Source organism: Variovorax sp. Varisp85, assembly GCF_047304045.1.
In the GTDB taxonomy this organism is placed as follows: Bacteria; Pseudomonadota; Gammaproteobacteria; order Burkholderiales; family Burkholderiaceae_C; genus Variovorax.
Genome location: NZ_JBGLYN010000012.1, coordinates 21686 through 42377 on the forward strand (window position 1 = coordinate 21686; position 20692 = coordinate 42377).

Below are 20692 nucleotides of genomic sequence, written 5' to 3' on the forward strand. Positions count from 1 at the left end.
GGCAGGGTGCGTCGAGCCCACCAGGGGAGCGCAAGCGGCTTCGCCCAGGGCGCCCAGGCCGGCCCTGCCTACGGCCGCAGGCGCCAGCCAAGTTCGCCCTGGAGGAACTGGGCGGCCTCGGCGGGCAGATCCTCTGCGTCGAAGAAGCACGCCACGGGGCGCTCGACGACGATCCGTCCAGCATGCAGATAGGCCACGCGCGTGGCGAGGCGCTTGGCCTGCCCGAGGTTGTGGGTGCTCATCACGATCGTCACGCCGCTGTTGGCGACCTCCTCGATGAGGGCCTCGATTTCATTCTTGGCGCCGGGATCCAGGCTGGCGGTCGGCTCGTCCAGGAACAGGATGTCCGGCTGCAGCGCCCAGGCGCGTGCGAGGCCAAGGCGCTGCTGCTGTCCACCCGAAAGCGAACGGGCAGATCGCGCGGCGTGTTCGAGCAGGCCCACGTTTGCCAGGCTTTGGCGGCAGCGCTCGCTGCGCTCGGAGGCCGGCACGCCGGAAAGCCAGAGGCCCACCCAGACATTGCGCCACACCGAGAGGCTCAGCAGGAAGGGGCGCTGGAACAGCATGGCCGCTCGCGGAAGGCGGCCTTCGGGTTGCAGCGGCAAGGATTCGCAGCGACCTTCGCAGGGCAAAAGTCCATGCAGCAGCCGCAGCAGCGTGGTCTTGCCAGAGCCGTTGGCTCCGATGAGGATGAGCCGGTCACCTCGGCGCACGGTCAGCGATGCGTCGTTCAGCGCCATCAGCGAGCGGAAGCGCACCGTGACCCGGTCGGCCCGGATCAACGGCGCCGCCTCGGTGGCAGCCGGCGTGCGAGGGGCGCGAGGAGTGGGCGTCCGGGGCGCCGCATGCGGCGGCACCTGAGAGGCGGCGCGCAGCGGGCGCGTGGCAAGCCAATGCAACAGGCCGATGGCGCCGTTGACCGCGCCGACCACCGCCAGCAGCACGATGCCCAGCGCCAAGGCCAGCGCAAGATCTCCCTTGCTGGTCTCCAGTGCGATGGTGGTGGTCATCACGCGCGTGACGCCGGCGATGTTGCCGCCGACGATCATCACGGCCCCTACCTCGGCAATGGCCCGCGCGAAGGCCGTGAGCAGGACGGTGGCCACGCCCATCCGGTCGTGCACCAGCATCAGCAGCGAGGTGGTGAGCGGCCCGGCGCCCAGGGAGCGCAACTGGTCGCCGCCATCGGCCAGGGCCGCCATCACGAGCCGGCGTGACAGGGCGGCGATCAGCGGCGTGACGAGCACGCTCTGCGCCACCACCATCGCTGAAGGCGTGAACAGGATTCCCAGTTCGCCCAGCGGTCCCGAGCGCGAGAGCAGCAGGTACACCAGCAGGCCCACCACCACGGCGGGCAGGGCGAGCAGCGTGTTCACCAACCACACGGCCAGCGCGTGCCCCGGGAACCGCGCCACTGCCAGCCAGGCGCCCAGCAGCAGGCCGAACAGCGCGCCAATTGCGCAGGCCGTGGCGCTGACCTGCAGCGAGAGCGCCGTGATGCGTACGAGTTCGGGGTCGGCGTCCGTGATGAGCTGCCAGGCCAGTGCCCAGCCTTCGGTCATGGTGTTCATCGAAGGACGGCTTTCAATGCAAGCGCGAGGCCATGCTCATCACGCGGCCCATCCATCGACTGGGCCACCGTTCACTGGCTCGCGTTCGGGAAGAAGAGCTGCTCGCCGCCGATCTTGTACGAGGCGATCGCGGCTTGCCCGTCGCGCGACACCACCCAGTCGGAAAAAGCCTGCGCCAGGTCTTTCTTGACGTGCGGATGCCTGGCCGGATTCACGACGATCACGCCGTACTGGTTGAACAGCTGCCGGTCGCCCTCGACCACGATGCCCAGGTCGCCGCGGTTCTTGAAGTTGAGCCAGGTGCCGCGGTCGGACAGCACATAGGCATTGGTGGAAGCGGCGATGTTGAGCGCCTGGCCCATGCCGCAGCCGCACTCCTTGTAGCCGGCGGGCTTGGCGGCCGCGAGGTCGATGCCCGCCAGTTTCCACTGGCGCAGTTCGGCCGCGTGGGTGCCGCTCTTGTCGCCGCGCGAAACGAAGGCACCGCCCGTGGCGCCCAGCCGCTTGAGCGCGGCCGCGATGTCGTTGCCGCGCACGCCGGCCGGGTCGGATTTCGGTCCGATCAGCACGAAGTCGTTGTACATGACCGCGCGGCGCGGGAGGCCGAAGCCCTCCGCGACAAACTTTTCCTCGGCGGGTTGGTCATGCACGAACAGCGCATCGGCATCGCCGCGGCGCGCCATGTCCAGCGCCTGGCCTGTGCCCACAGCCACCACGCGCACCTCGGTGCCGGAGGCTTTCGTGAACTGCGGCAGCAGGTGCTTGAACAGGCCGGACTGCTCGGTCGAGGTGGTGGAAGCCAGCACGATGAACTTTTCTTGCGCCTGGGCGATCGGCGCGAGCAGCGTGCCGACGAGGGCAGCAGCGAGGGCGAGGAGGTTGAGGCGTCTGCGCGAGGCCATCGTCATCGTGTGGGTCCTTGGAAGTTGAGGATGTACCGTCCTGCTGGATCAGACAGCGGGATCGACGCGAAAGCCCAACCGGCTCAGCGCCTCGCGGGCCGCGGCCGATTGCAGCAAGGCAATGAATGCCTGCACGGGCGCGCGCTCGCGGCGTGCCCTGGGCACCACGAAGTCGTAGCGCTCTTCCTGCACCGGGATGAAGCCCAGGCCGTACTGCCGTGCAACCGTGTCGATGGCCAGGCCCCAGTCGGCGCGCTGCTGCGCCACGGCCACGGCCACCGCGTTGTGCGACTTGGTCTGCACGCCGTAGCCGGGCGGCTTGGCGCTGCCGAGCAGGCGATCGATGAGGATGCGCGTGCCGCTGCCGGCGTTGCGGTTGACCATGGTGCAGCCGGGCCCGGCGATCGCGGCGGCGATGGCCGCGGTGGCATCGCGCCCCTCGAAGCGCGCGTCCGACGGGCGATAGACGATGCCCTGCATGCGGCCATACCCCGGGATCAGTTCCAGCTCCCGCGTGAGCAGTGGCCGGTTGTAGACGCCGGTGGCCGGGTCCATCAGGTGGATGCCCGCCACGTCGCATTCGCCGCGCCGTGCGGCCATCAGCCCGCCCGTGCTGCCCACGTTCATGGCCTTGATGCGAATGCCCTGGCGCACCAGCTCCCCGGCCAGCCAGTCCAGGCCCACGCAGTGGCTGCCGATGAAGATCAGGTCCGCGGCGTCCAGCCCATGGCCCAGCAGCTGCACCTGCACGGGCGCGCCGGCATCGACGATCTCGGTGTGCTGGCCGATGGTGATGAACCCGTCCGCGCTGCTGAACGTGGTGACAGAGCCCGAGCCCTTGCCCATCGGGTAGGCCGCCAGGCCTTCGTCGGTGGGCACCAGGCCCACGAGCAGGTACTCGGTGCGGCCGCGCTCGGAGTTCACGCGCATCGGCAGTTTGGCGTCCACATGCTCGCGCCGCTCCGGCGGCCGGCCGGCGAAGGCGCGGATCACGGGGGCCAGGAACTCGTGGAAGGTGAAGACCGCCGAGGTCGGAAAGCCCGGCAGGATCACGACCGGCTTGCCGCCCGTGACCGCCAGGCACACCGGCTTGCCGGGCTTGAGCGCCACGCCGTGCGCCACCACGCCCGGATCGCCGAGCGCGGCGACCACACGGTAGGAGAGGTCGCCTTCGCCCTTGGACGTGCCGCCCGAGAAGACCACGGCATCGCAGGCCAGCCCCTGTGCGAGCGCGGCCGACAGTGCGGCCTCGTCATCGGGAATCACGCCCAGCCGCACGGGCTGGCCGCCCAGTTCCTCGACGGCGGCGCCGATGATGGCGGCGTTGGAGTCGTACACCGCACCCGTGGGCAGCGGCGCGCCGGGCGCGACGATCTCGTTGCCGGTGGAAAAGATGGCCACGCGCGGCTTGCGGTACACGCCGACCTCGGCGAGGCCGAGTGCCGCGATCACGCCGATCTCCCGCGAGCTCAACGCCTGGCCGGCACGCAGCACCGTTTCTCCGCGCGCGATGTCGGTGCCGGCGTAGCTGACGTTCTCGCCTTCGGTGGCCGCGCGGCGGATCTGCACCCGGCCGTCCTCGGCATCGGTGTGCTCCACCATCACCACCGCATCGGCGCCGCGAGGCAGCATGCCGCCCGTGGCGATCGCCGTCGCATGGCCGCCCGTCACTTCGCGCTGCGGCACGATGCCGGGCGCCAACGTCTCGTCGGCGAGCGTCAGCAGGCGGGCCTGTTCTTCCATTGCGCCCCAGGTGTCGGCGGCCTGCACGGCAAAGCCGTCGACGTTGGAGCGGTCGAAGCCGGGCACGTCGATCGCGGCGACCACGTCTTCGGCCAGCACACGGCCCAGCGCCTCATGCAGGGGAACGGTCTCGCGACCCAGTGGCGTGAGCCTGAGGTGTTGACGGAAGCGGCGTTCGGCCTCGTCGCGCGTGACGACATCGAGAAATTGCGATTGGGGTTTCACAGGCACTCGTAAAGATGAACAGTGACTTCGATCCCGGCCCCGAAGCCTTCGCTTTCTGCGGGCGCGACGACGAAGCCGTCGGCCCGCGTAGTCGAACTCAGCATGGACGCGCCCGACAGCGCGAGCGGCTCCACGCCTTCTTCGCCGATCTTCACGCGCACGTAGTCGACGCGTCCGACCTGGGAGACGATCTTGCGCGCCACGGTTGCGCGCGTGCGGGGGTAGGGCCAGTCGGCGGACCGGCCGCCGAGCCGGCGGATCGCACGCCCGGCGAAGAAGTCGTAGGCGCACAGGCAGGAGACCGGGTTGCCCGGCAGCAGGAAGACCAGCGTGTCGCCGATGCGGCCCATGCCGGCCGGACTGGAGGGCCGCATCGCGATGCCGTGGATGGCCAGTTCGCCGAGTTCGGCCAGCAGGCGCGGCGCATGGTCCTCGGCGCCCACGCTGGAGCCGCCGGAGACGAGCACCACGTCGGCATCGGGCGCCGCCAGCGCCTGGGCAATGACCTGCGGGTCGTCGCCCAGGCGCTGGTGCGACTCGAGCAGGCCGCCGTCGCGCGCCACGAGGCCGCGCAAGGTCACGGAGTTGGCGTCGTAGATGTCGAAGGGCCCCTTGGGCGTGCCGGGTGCCCGCACTTCATTGCCGGTCACGAGCAGCCGTACGCGGGGCCGGCGCACCACCTGCAACTGCGCCAGGCCCAGCGAAGCCGCCAGCCCCGCGTCCTGCGGTCGCAGCCGGCGTCCCGCGGCCAGCGCCGTGCTGCCCCGCGCGATGTCCTCGCCGACGCGGCCCACATGCTGGCCCGGTGCCACAGCCCGCGTGATGGCCAGGCGCCCGTCCTGCTCGCTCGCATATTCGGCGGGCATCACGGCATCCAGTTCCAGCGGTACCGGAGCGCCGGTCATGATGCGGATGGCTGCGCCCGCGGGCACGGCGCCATCGAAAGGCCGGCCGGGCCAGGCATGGCCCGCGATCGGAAACTCCAACGGGTTGTATTCGCCGGCCCCTGTGGTCTCGCCGCCGCGCAGCGCATAGCCGTCCATGGCCGAGCGGTCGAATTCGGGCACCGCGATGGGTGCGATCACCTCATGCAGCAGTACCCGTCCCGCGGCCTCTTCAACCGCCACGGATTCGCCCGGCAGCAGCGGCGTGTGGGCGTCGATCCAGGCGAGTGCATCGGGAACCTCCGCGCGCTGGGTGAAGCCGCGCATGCGCACATCGGTCGAGGCAGTTCGTTCGGGTGGGGGCATCAGGTTCAGTCTCGCCCGCGCTTGCGCGCGGCGGCTGACTTAATTCTTGGGTGCGGGATGGGTCTGTGCCGAGGGCTGGTTCGTACTGGGCGGCGATGCAGCCGTGGAGGCCGGGGAATGTGCGCCCGAGGCTTCGATGGGCTTGGTTTCGCCCGCGGGCGCCGCGGCGTAAGGGCCCGGATCCACGCAGGGCGGTGTGGTCGCCGCGGCCGGTACCGGCTTGCCTGCGGACTGGGCGCTGGCGCGGTACTTGGCTGCGACCTGGTCCTGTGCCTTGCACAGCAGGTAGGCGTCGGTCTTGGTACTCCATGCGGTGCGGGCTGCAGCCTCGGCGGCCTTCGCCTGCGCTTCCGGCGTGGGCGCGGGAAGCTTGGCGAAAACGGACGATGCAGCCAGCGGTAGCGCCAGCGCGAAGAGAAGGGTCAGCGTGTGCTTCATGCGGAGGTTCCTTGCGCGGTCACCGGCCGCGCCGGGTCCGATGCGTCGGGGGGCGCCGAGCGCTGCGCCGGGATCTTGCCGGCCTCGATGTCGTCATACCAGAGGCGATGGTGCTCGCGCGCCCAGGTCTCGTCGACATAGCCTTCGCGCATCGCCTTGTAGGCGCCGGTCATGCCCAGCGTGCCGATATAGATGTGGCCCAGGATCATGGCCATCATGAGCAGCGTGGCCACCGCATGCACCATGTGCGCGATCTGCATCTCGCCGCGCGTGTAGACGAAGCCGGGCAACAGCTTGTCGAGGAACAACCCCGAGCCGATGACGATGCTGCCCAGAAGGAGCACGCCGCCCCAGAACACGGCCTTCTCTCCGGCGTTGAAGCGGTGCGACGCGGGCTCCTTGCCGCCGAACAGGCCGCCGCCGTGCCGCAGCCAGCTGAGGTCTTCCGCCCGCGGCCAGTTGCTGCGGATGAAGGTGAAGATCATGAACAGCGTGGTCACGACGAACAGCGGCCCGACGAAGTTGTGCACGGTCTTGAGCATGTAGGTGAGCCAGCCGAACAGCGCGCTGCCGAGCACCGGCAACAGGAAGAACTTGCCGAAGGCCATCACGATGCCCGACAGCGCGAGCGTGACGAAGGCAAGCGCGTTCGACCAGTGCGTGGCGCGCTCGAACGGCGTGAAGCGCTCGATCTTGCGGCCGGTCTCGGCGCCGTGCAGCCGGATCGGCCCGCGCGTGAAATGGAAGATGGCCAGCTCCAGCAGCGTGACGAAGAGCAGCGCCGCGCCGTACGGAATGATCCAGTTGTTGCGCACCTGCCGCCAGGCCTCGCCCGCGTTGGTGAAGCGCGAGCCCGGGTACTGCACGAAGCGCTGGATCAGATTGCCGGCCTCGGGCGCCTCGCTCACGGGCAGGCTGCTGTAGCCGGTGATGCCGCCGCTCACCTGGCGCCACATCGGTGCGTTGTTGCCGGGCTGCACCTTGTTGCGCTCGCCGTTGGTCTGGTTGAGGTAGTTCGGGTCGGCGCTGGCCTCGGGCTTGACCTCGAAGATGTTCTGGCTGCGGATGCCGCCCTCGGCCTTCGGTGCGGCAGCGGCGGTGGAAGCGGAAGCAGGCGAAGCAGGGGCGGGCGAAGCCGCGACGGCGCCGCTCGCGGCCGGGTTGGCGTCCTGGGCCAGCGCCACCGCCGCACAGCCCAGGAGCGCGGTCGCCAACAGCGCGTGGAACGCCCGCCTGGTGCGAATGGTGACGCTCATGCGGCCTCCGGTTCAGTTTTCTCGGATGTACTCGTTCTGCCCGTTGGAGCGAACCTTGATCTGCTGCTCCCACGCCGTCTTGTCGCCCACCTTCCAGCCGGGTGCGGTGAAGGCCGTGCCGGTGTTGGCCTGCGTGCCGGTGCCGCTCCAGGGCACCGCATCGTGCTTGACGCCCTCCGCGTTCGTCTGCGGCTTCTCGGTGCAGGCCGCAAGCAGCATCGCGCCCGAAGCGAGCACGACGAGGGTCGCGACCGCGCGCTTCACTTGGTGCCTCCGGTGGTCGGCGTGCCGGCCTGCTGCGAGCCATAGGCCGTGCCCCAGCCCCAGACTTCGGCGCCCGTGCCGCGTTGCACGACGCGGGTGCGGAAGATGTCGGCCACCACGTCGCCGTCGCCGGCCAGCAGCGCCTTGGTCGAGCACATCTCGGCACAGGCCGGCAGCTTGCCTTCGGCCAGGCGGTTGCGGCCGTACTTCTCGAACTCGGCTTCGGAGCCGTTGGCTTCGGGGCCGCCGGCGCAGAAGGTGCACTTGTCCATCTTGCCGCGTGCGCCGAAGGTGCCTTGCGACGGGAATTGCGGCGCGCCGAAGGGGCAGGCGTACGAACAGTAGCCGCAGCCGATGCACACGTCCTTGTCGTGCAGCACCACGCCTTCCTCGGTGCGGTAGAAGCATTGCACGGGGCACACCGCCATGCAGGGTGCGTCGGAGCAATGCATGCAGGCCACCGAGATCGATTTCTCGCCCGGCAGGCCGTCATTGAGCGTGACCACGCGGCGGCGATTCACGCCCCAGGGCACCTCGTTCTCGTTCTTGCAGGCCGTGACACAGCCGTTGCACTCGATGCAGCGCTCGGAATCACAGACGAATTTCATTCTTGCCATGGTGATTCCTCATGCTTTCTCGATGTTGCAGACAGTGGTCTTGGTCTCTTGCATCATGGTGACGCTGTCGTAGCCGTAGGTCGTGCCGGTGTTGATGGCCTCGCCGCGCACGACGGGCGCCGCGCCCTTCGGGTAGTAGGCGAGCAGGTCCTGGCCCTGCCAGCGGCCCGAGAAGTGAAAGGGCATGAACACCGTGTCGGGCCCGACGCGCTCGGTCACCAGAGCCTGCACGTTGAGCTTGGCGCCGGTGGGCGTGTGCACCCAGACACGCTCGCCGTTGCGGATGTTCTTCTCGGCCGCCACCTTCGGATTGATCTCGATGAACATCTCCTGCTGCAGCTCGGCCAGCCAGGGGTTGGAGCGTGTTTCCTCGCCGCCGCCCTCGTATTCCACGAGCCGGCCCGAGGTCATGATGTAGGGGAATTTCTCGGCGATCTTGTCGGCGATGTTCTTCTGCTGGACGGTCTTGTAGAGCGTGGGCAGGCGCCAGAAGGCCATCTTGTCGTCGTGGGTCGGGTACTTCGCGGCCAGGTCGGGACGCGTGCCGTAGAGCGGCTCGCGGTGTTGCGGAATGCCATCCGGAAAATTCCACACGACGGCTCGCGCCTTGGCATTGCCGAAGGGGTGGCAGCCGTGGTTCTTCATGAACACGCGGATCATGCCGCCCGAGCTGTCGGTCTTCCAGTTCTTGCCTTCCGCCTTGGGCTTCTCGGCCTCGGTGAGCTCGTCCCACCACCCGAGCTTCTTGAGCAACACGTGGTCCAGTTCGGGATAGCCCGTGGTGATGTCGGCGCCGAGCGAGTACGAGCCGTCTTCGGCCAGAAGGTTCTTGCCATTGCGCTCGACACCGAAGTTCGCGCGGAAGTTGCCGCCCCCATCCATCACGTGCTTGGACGTGTCGTAGAGGTTGGGCGAGCCGGGATGCTTCAGCTCGGGCGTGCCGTAGCAGGGCCAGGGCAGTCCGAAGTAGTCCCCCGAGATGTCGTAGCCGTTGACCTTGTCCTTGACGGAGCCCTTGGCCTTGAGCGTGCGCACGTCGAAGGCGGCCATGTTGCGCATGTGCGCCTGCAGCCGCTCGGGGCTCTGGCCCGAGTAGCCGACGGCCCAGCAGGACTTGTTGATCTCGCGCAGGATGTCGTCCGGCACGGGCTCGTCCATGCCCTTGACCTTCTGCATCTTGTAGTTCTTGCTGAGCTCCTTGCCGAAGCCCAGCCGGTCGGCGAACTGCTGCATGATCATGTGGTCGCTGCGGCTTTCCCACAGCGGCTCGATCACCTTCTCGCGCCATTGGACCGACCGGTTCGACGCCGTCACCGATCCGCTGGTTTCGAACTGCGTGCACGCGGGCAGCAGGTAGACCGCGCGGTTCGCATTGGCGTCTTCGGGCCTGCCCGGCATCGCGGCCATCGCGGCCGTGGCCGACGGATAGGGGTCGACGACGACGAGCAGATCGAGCTTGTCCATCGCCCGCTTCATCTCGAGGCCGCGGGTCTGCGAGTTGGGCGCATGGCCCCAGTAGAAGACGCCGCGCAGGTTCGAGTCCTGGTCGATCAGCTCGTTCTTCTCGAGCACGCCGTCGATCCAGCGCGACACCGTGATGCCGGGCTTGCTCATCATCGCGGGCGATGCGAAGCGGCCCTTGATCCATTCGAAGTCCACGCCCCAGGTGGCGGCGAAGTGCTTCCACGACCCTTCGACCAGGCCGTAGTAGCCCGGCAGCGAATCGGGGTTCGGGCCGACGTCGGTCGCGCCCTGCACGTTGTCATGCCCGCGGAAGATGTTGGTGCCGCCGCCCGACGTGCCGACGTTGCCGAGCGCCAGCTGGAGGATGCACGAAGCCCGCACGATGGCGTTGCCGATGGTGTGCTGCGTCTGGCCCATGCACCAGACCACGGTGCCGGGGCGGTTCTCGTGCAGCATGGTCGCGATCTTCAATACCTGGGCTTCGCCGACGCCGCAGGCCTCTTCGACCTTGTCGGGCGTCCACTTGCTCATGACGTCCGCGCGCACCTCGTCCATGCCGTAGACACGGTCGTTGATGTAGCGCTTGTCTTCCCAGCCGTTCTTGAAGATGTGGTGCAGGATGCCGAACAGGAACGCGATGTCCGAGCCCGAGCGGATGCGCACGTATTCGTGGGCCTTGGCCGCGGTGCGGGTGAAGCGTGGGTCGACCACGATCATCTTGCAGCCGTGTTCCTTGGCGTGCAGCATGTGCAGCATGCTCACGGGGTGCGCCTCGGCCGCATTCGAGCCGATGTACATCGCGACCTTCGCGTTGCGCATGTCGTTGTACGAATTGGTCATGGCGCCGTAGCCCCATGTATTCGCCACGCCCGCGACCGTGGTCGAGTGGCAGATGCGCGCCTGGTGGTCGCAGTTGTTGCTGCCGAAGAAGCTCACGAACTTGCGCAGCAGGTACGACTGCTCGTTGCTGTGCTTGCTCGAACCGATCCAGTAGATCGCGTCGGGCCCGCTGGCCTTGGTGAGCTCCTTGAGCTTGGCCGTGATTTCGTCGAGCGCTGTGTCCCAGCTGATGCGCTCGTACTTGCCGTTGACGAGCTTCATCGGGTAGCGCAGGCGATATTCGCCATGGCCGTGTTCGCGCAACGCGGCGCCCTTGGCGCAGTGGGCGCCGAGGTTGATGGGCGAGTCGAACACGGGTTCCTGCCGGACCCACACGCCGTTCTCGACCACGGCGTCGGACGCGCAGCCGACCGAGCAGTGCGAGCACACGGTGCGCTTCACCTCGATCTTGCCGGCGCCGATGGCCGCGGGCTTGCCGTCAGCGGCCTTGGCTTTCTGGATCAGCGTGAGCTGGCTGGCGGCCAGGCCCACACCGACACCGAGGCCGGAGCGCCGCAGGAAGGCGCGCCGGTCCATCGTCGGCAGCGCGTTCGCGAGGCCGCGCCGAAGGCTGTGGACGAAGGGCGACGCGTGGGTGGACGCGCCGGAGGCAGGTTGACTCGCGGTGCCTGGGGATTTTTTGGTCAGCAGCACAACAGGTACTCCTCAGGCTGAAGCGGTCGCGTAGTAGCGCTTGACGTGCTCGCTCAGGGAATAGCCGCCGCCGTTTTCAGGCGCGGGTGGCAGGGGGGAGGGGGCGGCGACGGGCGTCTGCACCACCTTCGGAAGCGCCGTGACGGCCACTGCGGCGACGCCGGCCGTTGCGGCACCGAGGAAGAATCCCCGACGGGATGCCGGCTCGAGGCCGGTATTTTTGCTGTCCTGCATGCTGACCCCTGGAGTGGCTGGGCCCGACGAGAGAAGAAAACCCGTCCGCCCTTACAAATACTAGACCAGCAGCAACCGGTGAGCAACCTGAATAGCCCTTGCGTTCCGTTGCCTCAGGCCAGCATGTCGAAGGCCTGTGCCTCGACGTCGCCGAACGCGCGCGTGAAGACGGCGAGCGCCGCGTAGAACCGGGCCTTCGGATGCTGCGACACGGCCTCGCACAGGGCCGGCAGCCAGGGCTGGATGTGCTTCGAGAAGATGGCCTGCTGCTGCGTGAGGTTGGCGACCGCTGCGTCTTCGCCGGCGATCAGGTAGCGCATGACCTCGAACAGGCAGGCGATGTGGTCCTCGGTCTCGCAGGTGGTCTCGGTGCGCGCCAGGCCCAGCCGGTCGAGGTCGTTGCGCAACTGCACGAGTGGCTTGTCGTTGAGAAAGCCGCTCAGGTAGTGCGAGCCGAAGAGGAAGACCTCGGGCTTGCCGATGCCGCCGAAGAGCGCGTCGTATTCGTCGTGCGCGGCGGCCGCGCTCGTGTCGCGCGCGATGCCGACCAGCTGGCGCCACGGTTCCTCGAGAAAGGCGCCCGCGGCCGGCGCCTCGGTGGGCGCCACCTGGAAGGCCTCCAGCAGCCCGGCATCGGGTGCGGCGTACCAGAGCCGCGCCAGCAGGCCGTAGAGCTCCGCCCGGGCCACCTCCTCGTCGAGTGCGGAAGAGGCGGGAAAGGTCTGGCTCATAGCGGGGCGATCTTCACTTCGTTGGTGGCACTGTAGAGGTCGATGACGCGGCAGTCGCTGCACATCTTGAGGCGCTCCAGCGCTTCGCCCTGGAACATCGCATGCCCGGCCAGCTTGCCGAGCATGGCCTCGATCGCCTTCTGCGTACCGAAGGGCTTGCTGCAGCGGATGCAGACCCAGGGCCTGGCCTCGTTCAGAAGCACCTGCTGCTTGCGCTCGGGCGCAGCCAGCAGGCGCGGCAAGAGCGAGACGGCGTCTTCGGGGCATGTGGTCTCGCACAAGCCGCATTGAACGCAGTTCTTTTCGATGAAGCGCAGCTGCGGTGCGCTCTGGCTGTCCAGCAGCGCGCCCGACGGGCAGGCGCCGACGCAGGCCAGGCACAGCGTGCACTTGTCCTTGTCGACCGCGATGGCGCCCAGGGGCGATCCTGCCGGCAACCCGAAAGCCAGCGGTGCGTCGAGCTGCGTCTGCAGGGCGGGCGCTGTGCCCATCAGGTGGTCGATCGCCATCTCGAGCCGGTCGCGCTTGTCGGCACCGACGGCGAAGCGGGCGGGGGCGGCCGGCACGCGCTGCGTGGTCGTGCGCAAGCTGGCCAGCGCGGCATCCAGAACGGCGGGCGAGTCGGCTTCGATCACGCGGAAGTGCGTGCCGGTGTAGCCCAGGCCCAGCAACAGCGCCTGCGCGATGTCCAACTGCTGCCTGAGTGCCGCGAGGTACTGCGGCGCTTCCTCTCCGGTGCAAAGCACCGCCACCTGCGAGGCGCCGAAGGCGATCGCGCTCAGCCACAGGTCGATGCCGGTGCTGGCCGCATGAAAGAGGTCCACGGGGATCACCTGCGCCGGCACGCCCTGCGCCTTGCCGAGCTGCGCCTGTCGGCCGAGTTGCTCGAGCAGCGCCTGGCCGCCTTCCTGGCTGTGCAGCAGCAGCGCGGCGTCGCGGCCGCCCGCCGCTGCATAGGTGGCGAGCAGCTTGCGCAGCTTGAGTCCCTGGTCGGGCGCGCGCGGGTAGGTGTAGCCCAGCGCGCCCGTCGGGCACACCGTGGTGCAGGCGCCGCAGCCCACGCACAGGTTCGGGTTGACCACGATGCGCTGGCGTTCCTTGTCGCTGCTCACGGCATGGGCCGAGCACACGTCGACGCAGGCATTGCAGCCGATCACCTCGTTGCGGCTGTGCGCGCAGAGCTTCTGCTTGTAGTCGAAGAACTTGGGTTTCTCGAATTCCCCGACCAGTTCGCGCACGCGCAGCAGCGTCTGCAGGCCATCGGCGTGCGCGACGCCGCCGGACAGGTGGAAGTAGCCCTGCGGCGGCGCGTGCCAGTCGATGAGCGGCGCGGTGCCGAGGTCGAGCACGAGGTCGAACGCCGCATCGAGCGCCTGGGGCTCGCGGCTGAAATCGATGGCGCCCGCCGCGCTGCAGGCGCGCTCGCAATCGCGGTGCGAGGTGCAGCGCGCGTTGTCGATCTGGTAGTCCAGCCCGATGGCCTGCTCGGGGCAGGCGACGACGCAGGCGTTGCAGCGGGTGCACAGGTCGAGGTCGATCGCGTTGTCGTGCGTCCAGTGCAGCGTGAAGGCGCCGAGCCAGCCGGTGAGCGTATCGATGCGCCCGGCAATCACCGGCCAGCGGCGCGCCTGGGCGCCGCCGCCCGCACCGGGACCCTGCGCGAACAAGGTCACGTCGAGCGTGTCGCCGACCAGTGCCGCTGCGCGCTCGGCTTCGTCGAGCGGACCGATGATCAGCAGGCGGCCCTGGCTGGTGTAGCTCACGGTTGGGACGGGCTCCGGCTCGGGCAGGCTGGCGGCGGCCAGCAGCGCGGCGATCTTCGGCATCGCGCTCTTGGCGTCGCGGCTCCAGCCGCCCGTCTCGCGGATGTTGATGAAGCGGACCGGCGAGGTCGCGTCGGGCGTCTGCGTGGCGAGTTCGCCGAACAGCCGCTTTTCCTGGGTGCAGGCGACCACGACCTCGTCGCCGGACTGGATGGCGCGCTGGAAGGAAGTCGCCTCGCGGCGGCACAGCGACGAATGCAGCGGAAGCGTCTCAGCCAGTGCCGCGCCGAGGGTCTTCGGCTCGAGCGGCATCGTCCGGTTGCAGTCGCAAATCAGCGTGGTGGTCATCGGTTTCTTGGCTGGCGGGCTGCATTTCGGCAACCGGCGGGCTGGGAAGCGTTTCACATTCCCTGGACTGTGCCACTTTCGCTGCCTCGGCGTCGTCGGGGGTTTCCGGGGGAGTGTCCTCGGGCACCTCGTCGAAGAGCTTGAGGAACTTGGCGCTCGCCATCTGGCGCAGCACGCTCTCGGGCACGGGGGTGGATCGGGAATAGTCGTCGACGTAGGTGTCGAGGCCGTCCATCACGTTGAAATGCGGATCGGAAAAGAGCTTGCGCAAGGCCGCGTTCTTGACCTCGGGCGCGACTTCCCTGGCCAGGAAGGGCTTGTAGTCCGACTCGATGCCCAGCTCGTCCACGTCGGCGAGCGTCAGTGGCGGCGGAGCTTCCTGTTCACCCGCCGGGGGCAGGGCGGCAGCCTCCGCGACGGGGGCGGGTGCCGCCGCTGGCGCCGGAACAGGTGCCGCTGCCGGCGAGGCCTTCTCTTCCACGGCGGTCTCGGCCGCCCGCACCTCCTGCTTGCGGCGCGACCACCGTCCGAGAAAACCCTCAGACATCGCCAGCGCCCCGCCCGCGCTTCTTCTCGGTCGTCACGCTCGCGGCGTTGCCGAAACGGTCGACCAGCGACCGGAAGCTCTCGGGCCGCCGGCGGCGTTTGGGTTCGATCACGTAGTGCTCGTCCACGAAGGCGCGCACCCAGTCGACCACCTCTGCAGGTGCCGGAACCTGTTCTACCGTTTCCTGCGCATCGAGCCAGCGCCCGGCCTCGTAGTAGCTCAGAGTCACCACGACCGGTCGGGGGATGGGCTCGGACGCGAGCGTTGCCTCCTCGTCCATGCGCCACAGCACGAACCAGCACGGCGTTGGCGTGATCGCGTTGAGGTGGTAGCCCTCGGCCTCGTCGCGGAACAGCTCGACCTTGAAGCCGGGATGCAGCCAGTGCTGCTCGCCGCCGTCATTGCGCAGCAGGCGCGGCTCGGTGCCGAAGCCGGGCTCGTCGGGCAGCACGCTGTCGAGCGTCCAGCGCCAGGGCTGCCAGTGGCTCGAGGGGCCGTGCAGGCGCTCGCGGCGCATGACCACCGCGACGTCGAGCGCCGGGCGGCCCTTGGCGGCAGGAGTGTCCGAGGAAGGCATCGAACGAACGATAGCCGATGGCACGAAAGCCTGCGAGAAGTATCCCCTTCGACGGGAGGCCCGCGGATCCGGCATGTCGCGGCAGTCCGGTGGCGTAGGATTCCTGCATGGCCCCACCTGAAGACGAAGCGCCGCTGGCCTTCGATGCGGTACAGCTCTCCACGCGTGCCGGCACGCCTCGCCTGAACCAGGCGCGCAGCCCGCTGTTGCGCCGGATCGAGATCGTCGACCAGCACGGAGAACGGCGCGACATCGATATTCCGGCGGAGCGGCCGTTGACCGTTTTCGTGGACAAGCGCGAGCTCGTCACGCTGATGACCTTGGGCGCCTCGCCGGAGCTGCTGGTGTTGGGCTATCTGCTGAATCAGGACCTGATCCAGCGCGCAAGCGACATCGAGAGCATCGATGTCGACTGGAGCGTGGATGCGGCCGCCGTGAAGTCGCATCGCGGCGTCGCCAGACTCGGGGAGAAGACCGCGCGCCGGGTCGTGACGACAGGTTGCGGACAAGGCACCGTTTTCGGCGATGCGATGGCCCAGCTCGCCTCCGTCCGCCTGCCGCCGGCGCAAGCGGCACGCATCGCCCAAGGCACGCTGCTGCGGATTCTCGAACTGATGAGATCGCGCAACAGCGTGCATCGGCACGCAGGGTCGGTGCACGGCTGTGCGCTGTTCCGCGGAACCGACATGCTGGTGTTCGTGGAAGACGTCGGAAGGCACAACGCCATTGACACCATCGCAGGGTGGATGGCGGTCCATGGCGTCGACGGTGGCGACAAGGTCTTCTACACGACAGGGCGTCTGACGAGCGAGATGGTGATGAAGTCGGCCCACATGGGTGTGCCGATCATCGCCTCGCGCAATGGCGTCACCGCGATGGGGCACGAGCTGGCAGGCAAGCTCGGCATGACGCTGTTCGGCCGAGCCGCCAATCGCCACTTTCTCTGCTACTGCGGGTTCGAGCGCTTCGATGCCGAGCCGCTGCCGCACGACCAGCCGCAGGACAAGACTGCGCAGTAAGTCATTAGGCCTCCGCCCATCATTCCGATTGCGCGCTGAGCGCCCCTTTCCAGTGCGCGGCGTCGCCCCGGGCACCAGGCGTTATGCCAAATGTCCTGCACGCTGCGCGAAGCGAAACCCCGGCGAACAGGCAACTCTCCGACAAGACGAGGCGGTGCAGGCCGTACCTGCGCTGCCTTGGCTCGCTGCAGATTGGCACCAAGCCCTGCGGAAACCGACGTCGTTCCTTGACCATCGTTCCGCCGGCTTCAATCCGAGGGTTGCCGGTGCCGTTGAATCATTCACTCCAGAACGAGCAAGACGTCCATCTTTTCCGCGAGGGGACCCACTCCCGCCTGTATGACGTGCTGGGTTGCCATCCCTCCAAAGAGGGCGGCGCCCATTTCGCCGTGTGGGCGCCGAATGCAGAGTCGGTGTCGGTAGTGGGAGACTGGAACTACTGGTCCGGCGATGCCGATCCGCTGAGGCCCAGTGCCGATGGCACCGGCATATGGCAAGGCCATGCTCCCAATGCCACCATCGGCCAGGCCTACAAATACCGCATTCGATCCCGCTACGGCGGCTACTCGGTGGACAAGGCCGACCCGGTCGCCTTCAGTGCCGAGCCGCCACCCGCGACCGCATCGCGCATCTGCGAGCTTTCGTACGAATGGGCGGACGCGCAGTGGATGTCCACGCGCGGCTCGCGCAATGCGCTCGACGCCCCGATGTCGGTCTATGAGGTGCATCTTGGCTCATGGCGCCGCCGCGACGGGCGGTTCCTGGACTACCGGGAGCTCGCGCGCCAGCTCGCCGCCTATGTGAACGAGATGGGCTTCACGCACGTGGAGCTCATGCCCGTGACCGAGCATCCGTTCTACGGCTCGTGGGGCTACCAGACCACCGGCTACTTCGCGCCCACGTCGCGCTTCGGCTCGCCGCAGGACTTCATGTACCTCGTCGATCACCTGCACCAGCAGGGCATCGGCGTGCTGCTCGATTGGGTGCCTTCGCACTTTCCGACGGACGAGCACGGCCTTGCGTATTTCGACGGTACGCACCTGTATGAACATGCCGATCCGCGCCAGGGTTTCCATCCGGAATGGAATTCAAGCATCTTCAACTACGGCCGGCCCGAGGTGCGCAGCTTCCTGGTGTCTTCCGGCCTGTTCTGGCTCGACCTGTACCACGTCGACGGCCTGCGCGTGGATGCCGTCGCCTCGATGCTTTATCTCGACTACGCGCGCGGGCATGGCGAATGGATTCCCAATCGCCACGGCGGCCGGGAGAACCTGGAGGCGATCGATTTCATCCAGACGCTGAACCGGGCGGTCTATCGCGAGCACCCCGACGCCATCACGGTGGCGGAGGAATCGACCGCGTGGCCGCGCGTATCGCGGCCCACCGACATGGACGGCCTCGGCTTCGGCGAGAAATGGAACATGGGCTGGATGCACGACGCGCTGGCGTACATGACGGAAGAGCCGGTCCATCGCAAGTACCACCACCACAAGCTGACCTTCTCGCTGGTGTACGCCTTTCACGAGAACTTCGTGCTGCCGCTCTCGCATGACGAGGTGGTGCATGGCAAGGGGTCGCTGCTCAACAAGATGCCGGGCGACGAATGGCAGCAGTTCGCCAACCTGCGCGCGCTGTTCGGTTTCATGTGGGCGCATCCGGGCAAGAAGCTGCTCTTCATGGGCGGTGAATTCGGCCAGCGCCGTGAATGGACGCACGACGGCGAGCTCGAGTGGTGGGTGTGCGAGCTCCAGGGGCACGGCGGGCTGCAGCGCCTGGTGGCCCGGCTCAACCACGTCTACCGCGGCGCGCCCGCGCTCCATCAGCTGGATTTTTCGTCGCCGGGATTCGAATGGATCGCTGCCGACGATGCCGACGCCAGCGTGTTCGCGTTCCTGCGCAAGGCGAGCGACGGCAGTCCGCCGCTGCTCGTCGTGAGCAACATGACCCCGGTGCCGCGCACCAACTACCTGCTGGGCGTGCCGCTCGGCGGCCACTGGCGCGAGCTCATCAACACCGACGCCACCGAATTCGGCGGCTCCGGCTGGGGCAATTTCGGGGGCGTCGAAGCGGCCCCCGTGCGTTCGCACGGCCGAAGGCAATCGGTGTGCCTGACGCTGCCGCCGTTGTCCACGCTGATCCTGGAGCACAGCGCCTCATGAAGAACATCTTTGCGACGCGTCCCGTACCCGCGGCGGCAGACATCGAGAAGGGCGCCGTGCGCGCCGTGATCGATGCCGTCCTGCCATGCGTGGACAACGGGCGGTTTCCCGTCAAGTGCGTCGTCGGCGAGCGGGTCCGGGTTCGCGCCCATTGCTTCACCGACGGGCACGACGTGCTGCGGGTGCAGCTGTGCTGGCGCGCGCACGAGCAGGCCGACTTCCGCGAAGTACCGATGAAGCCGCTCGGCAACGACGTGTGGGAGGCCGCGTTCTCGCCGCCGTCCCTCGGTCGCTACGTCTACACCTGCGTTGCGTGGGTGGATTCCTTCGACTCGTGGCACCACGAACTCACGCGGCGCGTCGATCCCGCGGACGTGCGCATCGCGGCCCAGATCGGTGCGCTCGAAATCGCCGCCGCCGCCGCGCGGGCGGAGGGTACCGACCGCGTCGAGTTGCAGCGCTGGGCGACCGAGCTCGATGCCATGGCGGCCGATCCCGGCTGCGACATCGGTTCGCTCAAGGCCTTGGCGCTCGACGAGGAATATGCCGCGCTCGTGCGCCGCCATCCCGACAGGCGGCATGAGGCGCGCTACCCCATCGAGCTGCCGCTGGCCGTCGACAGGGAGCGCGCGCGCTTCAGCACCTGGTATGAGTTGTTCCCGCGCTCCACCAGTCCCCAGCCGGGCGTGCACGGCACCTTCAAGGATGTCGAAGCACGCCTGCCGGCCATCGCGGCGATGGGATTCGACGTGCTGTACTTCCCGCCGATCCACCCGATCGGCCGCGTGCAGCGCAAGGGCCCCAACAACGCGCTCGCCAGCGGCCCCGAAGACGTGGGGAGCCCATGGGCCATCGGGGCGGCAGAAGGCGGGCACAAGTCGATCCTTCCGGCGCTCGGCACGCCCGAAGACTTCCGGCGGCTGCTTGCACGCGCCGCGGAACACGGCCTCGAGATCGCGCTCGACATCGCCTTCCAGTGCGCACCCGACCATCCCTACGTGAAGGAGCATCCCGACTGGTTCCGCTGGCGCCCGGACGGCAGCGTGCAATACGCCGAGAACCCGCCCAAGAAGTACCAGGACATCTATCCGTTCAACTTCGAGTGCAAGGAATGGCGCGAACTGTGGGCCGAGCTCAAGAGCGTGATCGACCACTGGATCGGGGAGGGCGTGCGCATCTTCCGGGTGGACAACCCGCACACCAAGGCCTTCCCGTTCTGGGAGTGGGCCATCGGCGAGGTGAAGCGCGAACACCCCGACACCATCTTCCTTGCCGAGGCCTTCACGCGGCCCAAGGTGATGCACCGGCTCGCGAAGCTGGGCTTCTCGCAGTCGTACACCTACTTCACCTGGCGCAACACCAAGCAGGAGCTGCAGGAGTACTTCACCGAGCTTTCGAGCGCCCCCGGCATCGACTACTTCCGCCCGAATGCCTGGCCCAACACGCCCGACATCCTGCACGAGCAGCTGCAGACCGGCGAGCCCGCGGTGTTCATGGCCAGGCTCGTGCTGGCGGCCACCCTGGCGGCCAACTACGGCATCTACGGGCCGGCCTACGAGTTGCGCGAGCACCTGCCGCGCGGACCCGGCAGCGAGGAATACCTCGATTCCGAGAAGTACCAGCTGCGCCACTGGAACCACGACGATCCCGCGAGCCTCGCCCCCTTCATCGCGCGGGTGAACCGCATCCGCCGCGAGAACCCGGCGCTGCAGCGGGACCGGAGCCTGCGCTTCCTGCACATCGACAACGACCGGCTGCTGGCCTATGCCAAGGAATCGCCGGACGGCCTCAACGTGATCGTCACCGTCGTCAACCTCGATCCGCACGAGCCGCAGTCGGGCTGGCTCGGGCTAGAACCCGGCAGCGTCGGCGTTCCTTCCTCGCGGGCCTTCCAGATGCACGACCTGCTGAGCGGCCAGCGCTTCACCTGGCAGGGCGACTGGCACTACGTGCGGCTCGATCCGCGCAGCGTGCCCGCACACATCTTCGTGGTCCGCCGGCGCCATGGCGACGAGCGCGACTTCGATTATTTCCTGTGAGGAGGTCGCCGG

At 68.2% G+C, this 20692-nt stretch carries 17 protein-coding genes; 3 read left to right on the plus strand and 14 right to left on the minus strand.

What is annotated here, in order from left to right; translation table 11 throughout:
* Positions 1-68 precede the first annotated feature (68 nt).
* From ACCC97_RS07150 to ACCC97_RS07215, 14 genes are all read right to left on the minus strand, one after another.
* Entirely contained in the window at positions 69-1571 is a 1503-nt protein-coding gene (locus tag ACCC97_RS07150) for an ABC transporter permease (RefSeq protein ID WP_413331961.1), read from the minus strand.
* Between the two features lie 71 nt (positions 1572-1642).
* Positions 1643-2473: a substrate-binding domain-containing protein gene (locus ACCC97_RS07155; protein ID WP_042673340.1), complete on the minus strand. Its 831-nt coding sequence runs from the start codon at positions 2471-2473 to the stop codon at positions 1643-1645.
* Between the two features lie 48 nt (positions 2474-2521).
* On the minus strand, positions 2522-4441 hold the full coding sequence (locus ACCC97_RS07160) for a molybdopterin biosynthesis protein (protein ID WP_413331962.1): 1920 nt from the start codon (positions 4439-4441) through the stop codon (positions 2522-2524).
* Positions 4438-5691, minus strand: coding sequence for a gephyrin-like molybdotransferase Glp (glp, locus tag ACCC97_RS07165; protein WP_413331963.1), 1254 nt, complete (start codon positions 5689-5691; stop codon positions 4438-4440). The genes ACCC97_RS07160 and glp overlap by 4 nt, the downstream gene beginning before the upstream one ends.
* A gap of 39 nt (positions 5692-5730) precedes the next feature.
* Complete coding sequence (locus tag ACCC97_RS07170; RefSeq protein ID WP_007832880.1) at positions 5731-6129, minus strand: hypothetical protein; 399 nt, start codon at positions 6127-6129, stop codon at positions 5731-5733.
* Positions 6126-7385: a formate dehydrogenase subunit gamma gene (locus tag ACCC97_RS07175; RefSeq protein WP_413331964.1), complete on the minus strand. Its 1260-nt coding sequence runs from the start codon at positions 7383-7385 to the stop codon at positions 6126-6128. Before ACCC97_RS07175 ends, ACCC97_RS07170 begins: the two co-directional genes overlap by 4 nt.
* A 12-nt stretch (positions 7386-7397) precedes the next feature.
* The gene (locus ACCC97_RS07180) at positions 7398-7649 is read right to left on the minus strand and encodes a hypothetical protein (protein WP_007832882.1); all 252 of its coding nucleotides are present in this window, start codon (positions 7647-7649) and stop codon (positions 7398-7400) included.
* Positions 7646-8266 (minus strand): formate dehydrogenase FDH3 subunit beta, encoded by a 621-nt coding sequence (gene fdh3B / locus ACCC97_RS07185; protein ID WP_007832884.1) that lies wholly within the window; start codon positions 8264-8266, stop codon positions 7646-7648. The genes ACCC97_RS07180 and fdh3B overlap by 4 nt, the downstream gene beginning before the upstream one ends.
* A 9-nt stretch (positions 8267-8275) precedes the next feature.
* Positions 8276-11263, minus strand: a complete 2988-nt coding sequence (locus ACCC97_RS07190; RefSeq protein WP_413331965.1) for a formate dehydrogenase subunit alpha — start codon at positions 11261-11263, stop codon at positions 8276-8278.
* 12 nt (positions 11264-11275) lie between these two features.
* The gene (locus ACCC97_RS07195; protein WP_007832888.1) at positions 11276-11497 is read right to left on the minus strand and encodes a hypothetical protein; all 222 of its coding nucleotides are present in this window, start codon (positions 11495-11497) and stop codon (positions 11276-11278) included.
* Positions 11498-11610: 113 nt separating this feature from the next.
* The gene (locus tag ACCC97_RS07200; RefSeq protein ID WP_007832890.1) at positions 11611-12228 is read right to left on the minus strand and encodes a molecular chaperone; all 618 of its coding nucleotides are present in this window, start codon (positions 12226-12228) and stop codon (positions 11611-11613) included.
* Complete coding sequence (locus ACCC97_RS07205) at positions 12225-14303, minus strand: 4Fe-4S dicluster domain-containing protein (protein WP_413332022.1); 2079 nt, start codon at positions 14301-14303, stop codon at positions 12225-12227. Before ACCC97_RS07205 ends, ACCC97_RS07200 begins: the two co-directional genes overlap by 4 nt.
* Positions 14263-14886 (minus strand): DUF3306 domain-containing protein, encoded by a 624-nt coding sequence (locus ACCC97_RS07210; protein ID WP_413331966.1) that lies wholly within the window; start codon positions 14884-14886, stop codon positions 14263-14265. Before ACCC97_RS07210 ends, ACCC97_RS07205 begins: the two co-directional genes overlap by 41 nt.
* The gene (locus tag ACCC97_RS07215; protein WP_007832902.1) at positions 14879-15463 is read right to left on the minus strand and encodes a DUF3305 domain-containing protein; all 585 of its coding nucleotides are present in this window, start codon (positions 15461-15463) and stop codon (positions 14879-14881) included. Before ACCC97_RS07215 ends, ACCC97_RS07210 begins: the two co-directional genes overlap by 8 nt.
* Positions 15464-15570: 107 nt before the next feature.
* Between ACCC97_RS07215 and ACCC97_RS07220 the strand changes: the two genes are divergently transcribed.
* The 3 genes from ACCC97_RS07220 (at position 15571) to ACCC97_RS07230 (ending at position 20680) form a co-directional block, all read left to right on the plus strand.
* Positions 15571-16482: a formate dehydrogenase accessory sulfurtransferase FdhD gene (locus ACCC97_RS07220; RefSeq protein ID WP_413331967.1), complete on the plus strand. Its 912-nt coding sequence runs from the start codon at positions 15571-15573 to the stop codon at positions 16480-16482.
* 266 nt (positions 16483-16748) lie between these two features.
* Positions 16749-18641, plus strand: coding sequence for a 1,4-alpha-glucan branching protein GlgB (gene glgB, locus ACCC97_RS07225; protein WP_413331968.1), 1893 nt, complete (start codon positions 16749-16751; stop codon positions 18639-18641).
* On the plus strand, positions 18638-20680 hold the full coding sequence (locus tag ACCC97_RS07230; protein ID WP_413331969.1) for an alpha-1,4-glucan--maltose-1-phosphate maltosyltransferase: 2043 nt from the start codon (positions 18638-18640) through the stop codon (positions 20678-20680). Before glgB ends, ACCC97_RS07230 begins: the two co-directional genes overlap by 4 nt.
* Positions 20681-20692 lie beyond the last annotated feature (12 nt).

What these genes read in the sequence shown, in the direction of transcription:
- ACCC97_RS07155 (WP_042673340.1), bottom strand. Translation starts at nt 2,473, where the DNA reads ATGGCCTCGCGCAGACGCCTCAACCTCCTCGCCCTCGCTGCTGCCCTC.
- fdh3B (WP_007832884.1), bottom strand. Translation starts at nt 8,266, where the DNA reads ATGGCAAGAATGAAATTCGTCTGTGATTCCGAGCGCTGCATCGAGTGC.
- glp (WP_413331963.1), bottom strand. Translation starts at nt 5,691, where the DNA reads ATGCCCCCACCCGAACGAACTGCCTCGACCGATGTGCGCATGCGCGGC.
- ACCC97_RS07220 (WP_413331967.1), top strand. Translation starts at nt 15,571, where the DNA reads ATGGCCCCACCTGAAGACGAAGCGCCGCTGGCCTTCGATGCGGTACAG.
- ACCC97_RS07170 (WP_007832880.1), bottom strand. Translation starts at nt 6,129, where the DNA reads ATGAAGCACACGCTGACCCTTCTCTTCGCGCTGGCGCTACCGCTGGCT.
- ACCC97_RS07195 (WP_007832888.1), bottom strand. Translation starts at nt 11,497, where the DNA reads ATGCAGGACAGCAAAAATACCGGCCTCGAGCCGGCATCCCGTCGGGGA.
- ACCC97_RS07215 (WP_007832902.1), bottom strand. Translation starts at nt 15,463, where the DNA reads ATGCCTTCCTCGGACACTCCTGCCGCCAAGGGCCGCCCGGCGCTCGAC.
- ACCC97_RS07210 (WP_413331966.1), bottom strand. Translation starts at nt 14,886, where the DNA reads ATGTCTGAGGGTTTTCTCGGACGGTGGTCGCGCCGCAAGCAGGAGGTG.
- ACCC97_RS07205 (WP_413332022.1), bottom strand. Translation starts at nt 14,303, where the DNA reads ATGCCGCTCGAGCCGAAGACCCTCGGCGCGGCACTGGCTGAGACGCTT.
- ACCC97_RS07230 (WP_413331969.1), top strand. Translation starts at nt 18,638, where the DNA reads ATGAAGAACATCTTTGCGACGCGTCCCGTACCCGCGGCGGCAGACATC.
- ACCC97_RS07150 (WP_413331961.1), bottom strand. Translation starts at nt 1,571, where the DNA reads ATGAACACCATGACCGAAGGCTGGGCACTGGCCTGGCAGCTCATCACG.
- ACCC97_RS07175 (WP_413331964.1), bottom strand. Translation starts at nt 7,385, where the DNA reads ATGAGCGTCACCATTCGCACCAGGCGGGCGTTCCACGCGCTGTTGGCG.
- ACCC97_RS07200 (WP_007832890.1), bottom strand. Translation starts at nt 12,228, where the DNA reads ATGAGCCAGACCTTTCCCGCCTCTTCCGCACTCGACGAGGAGGTGGCC.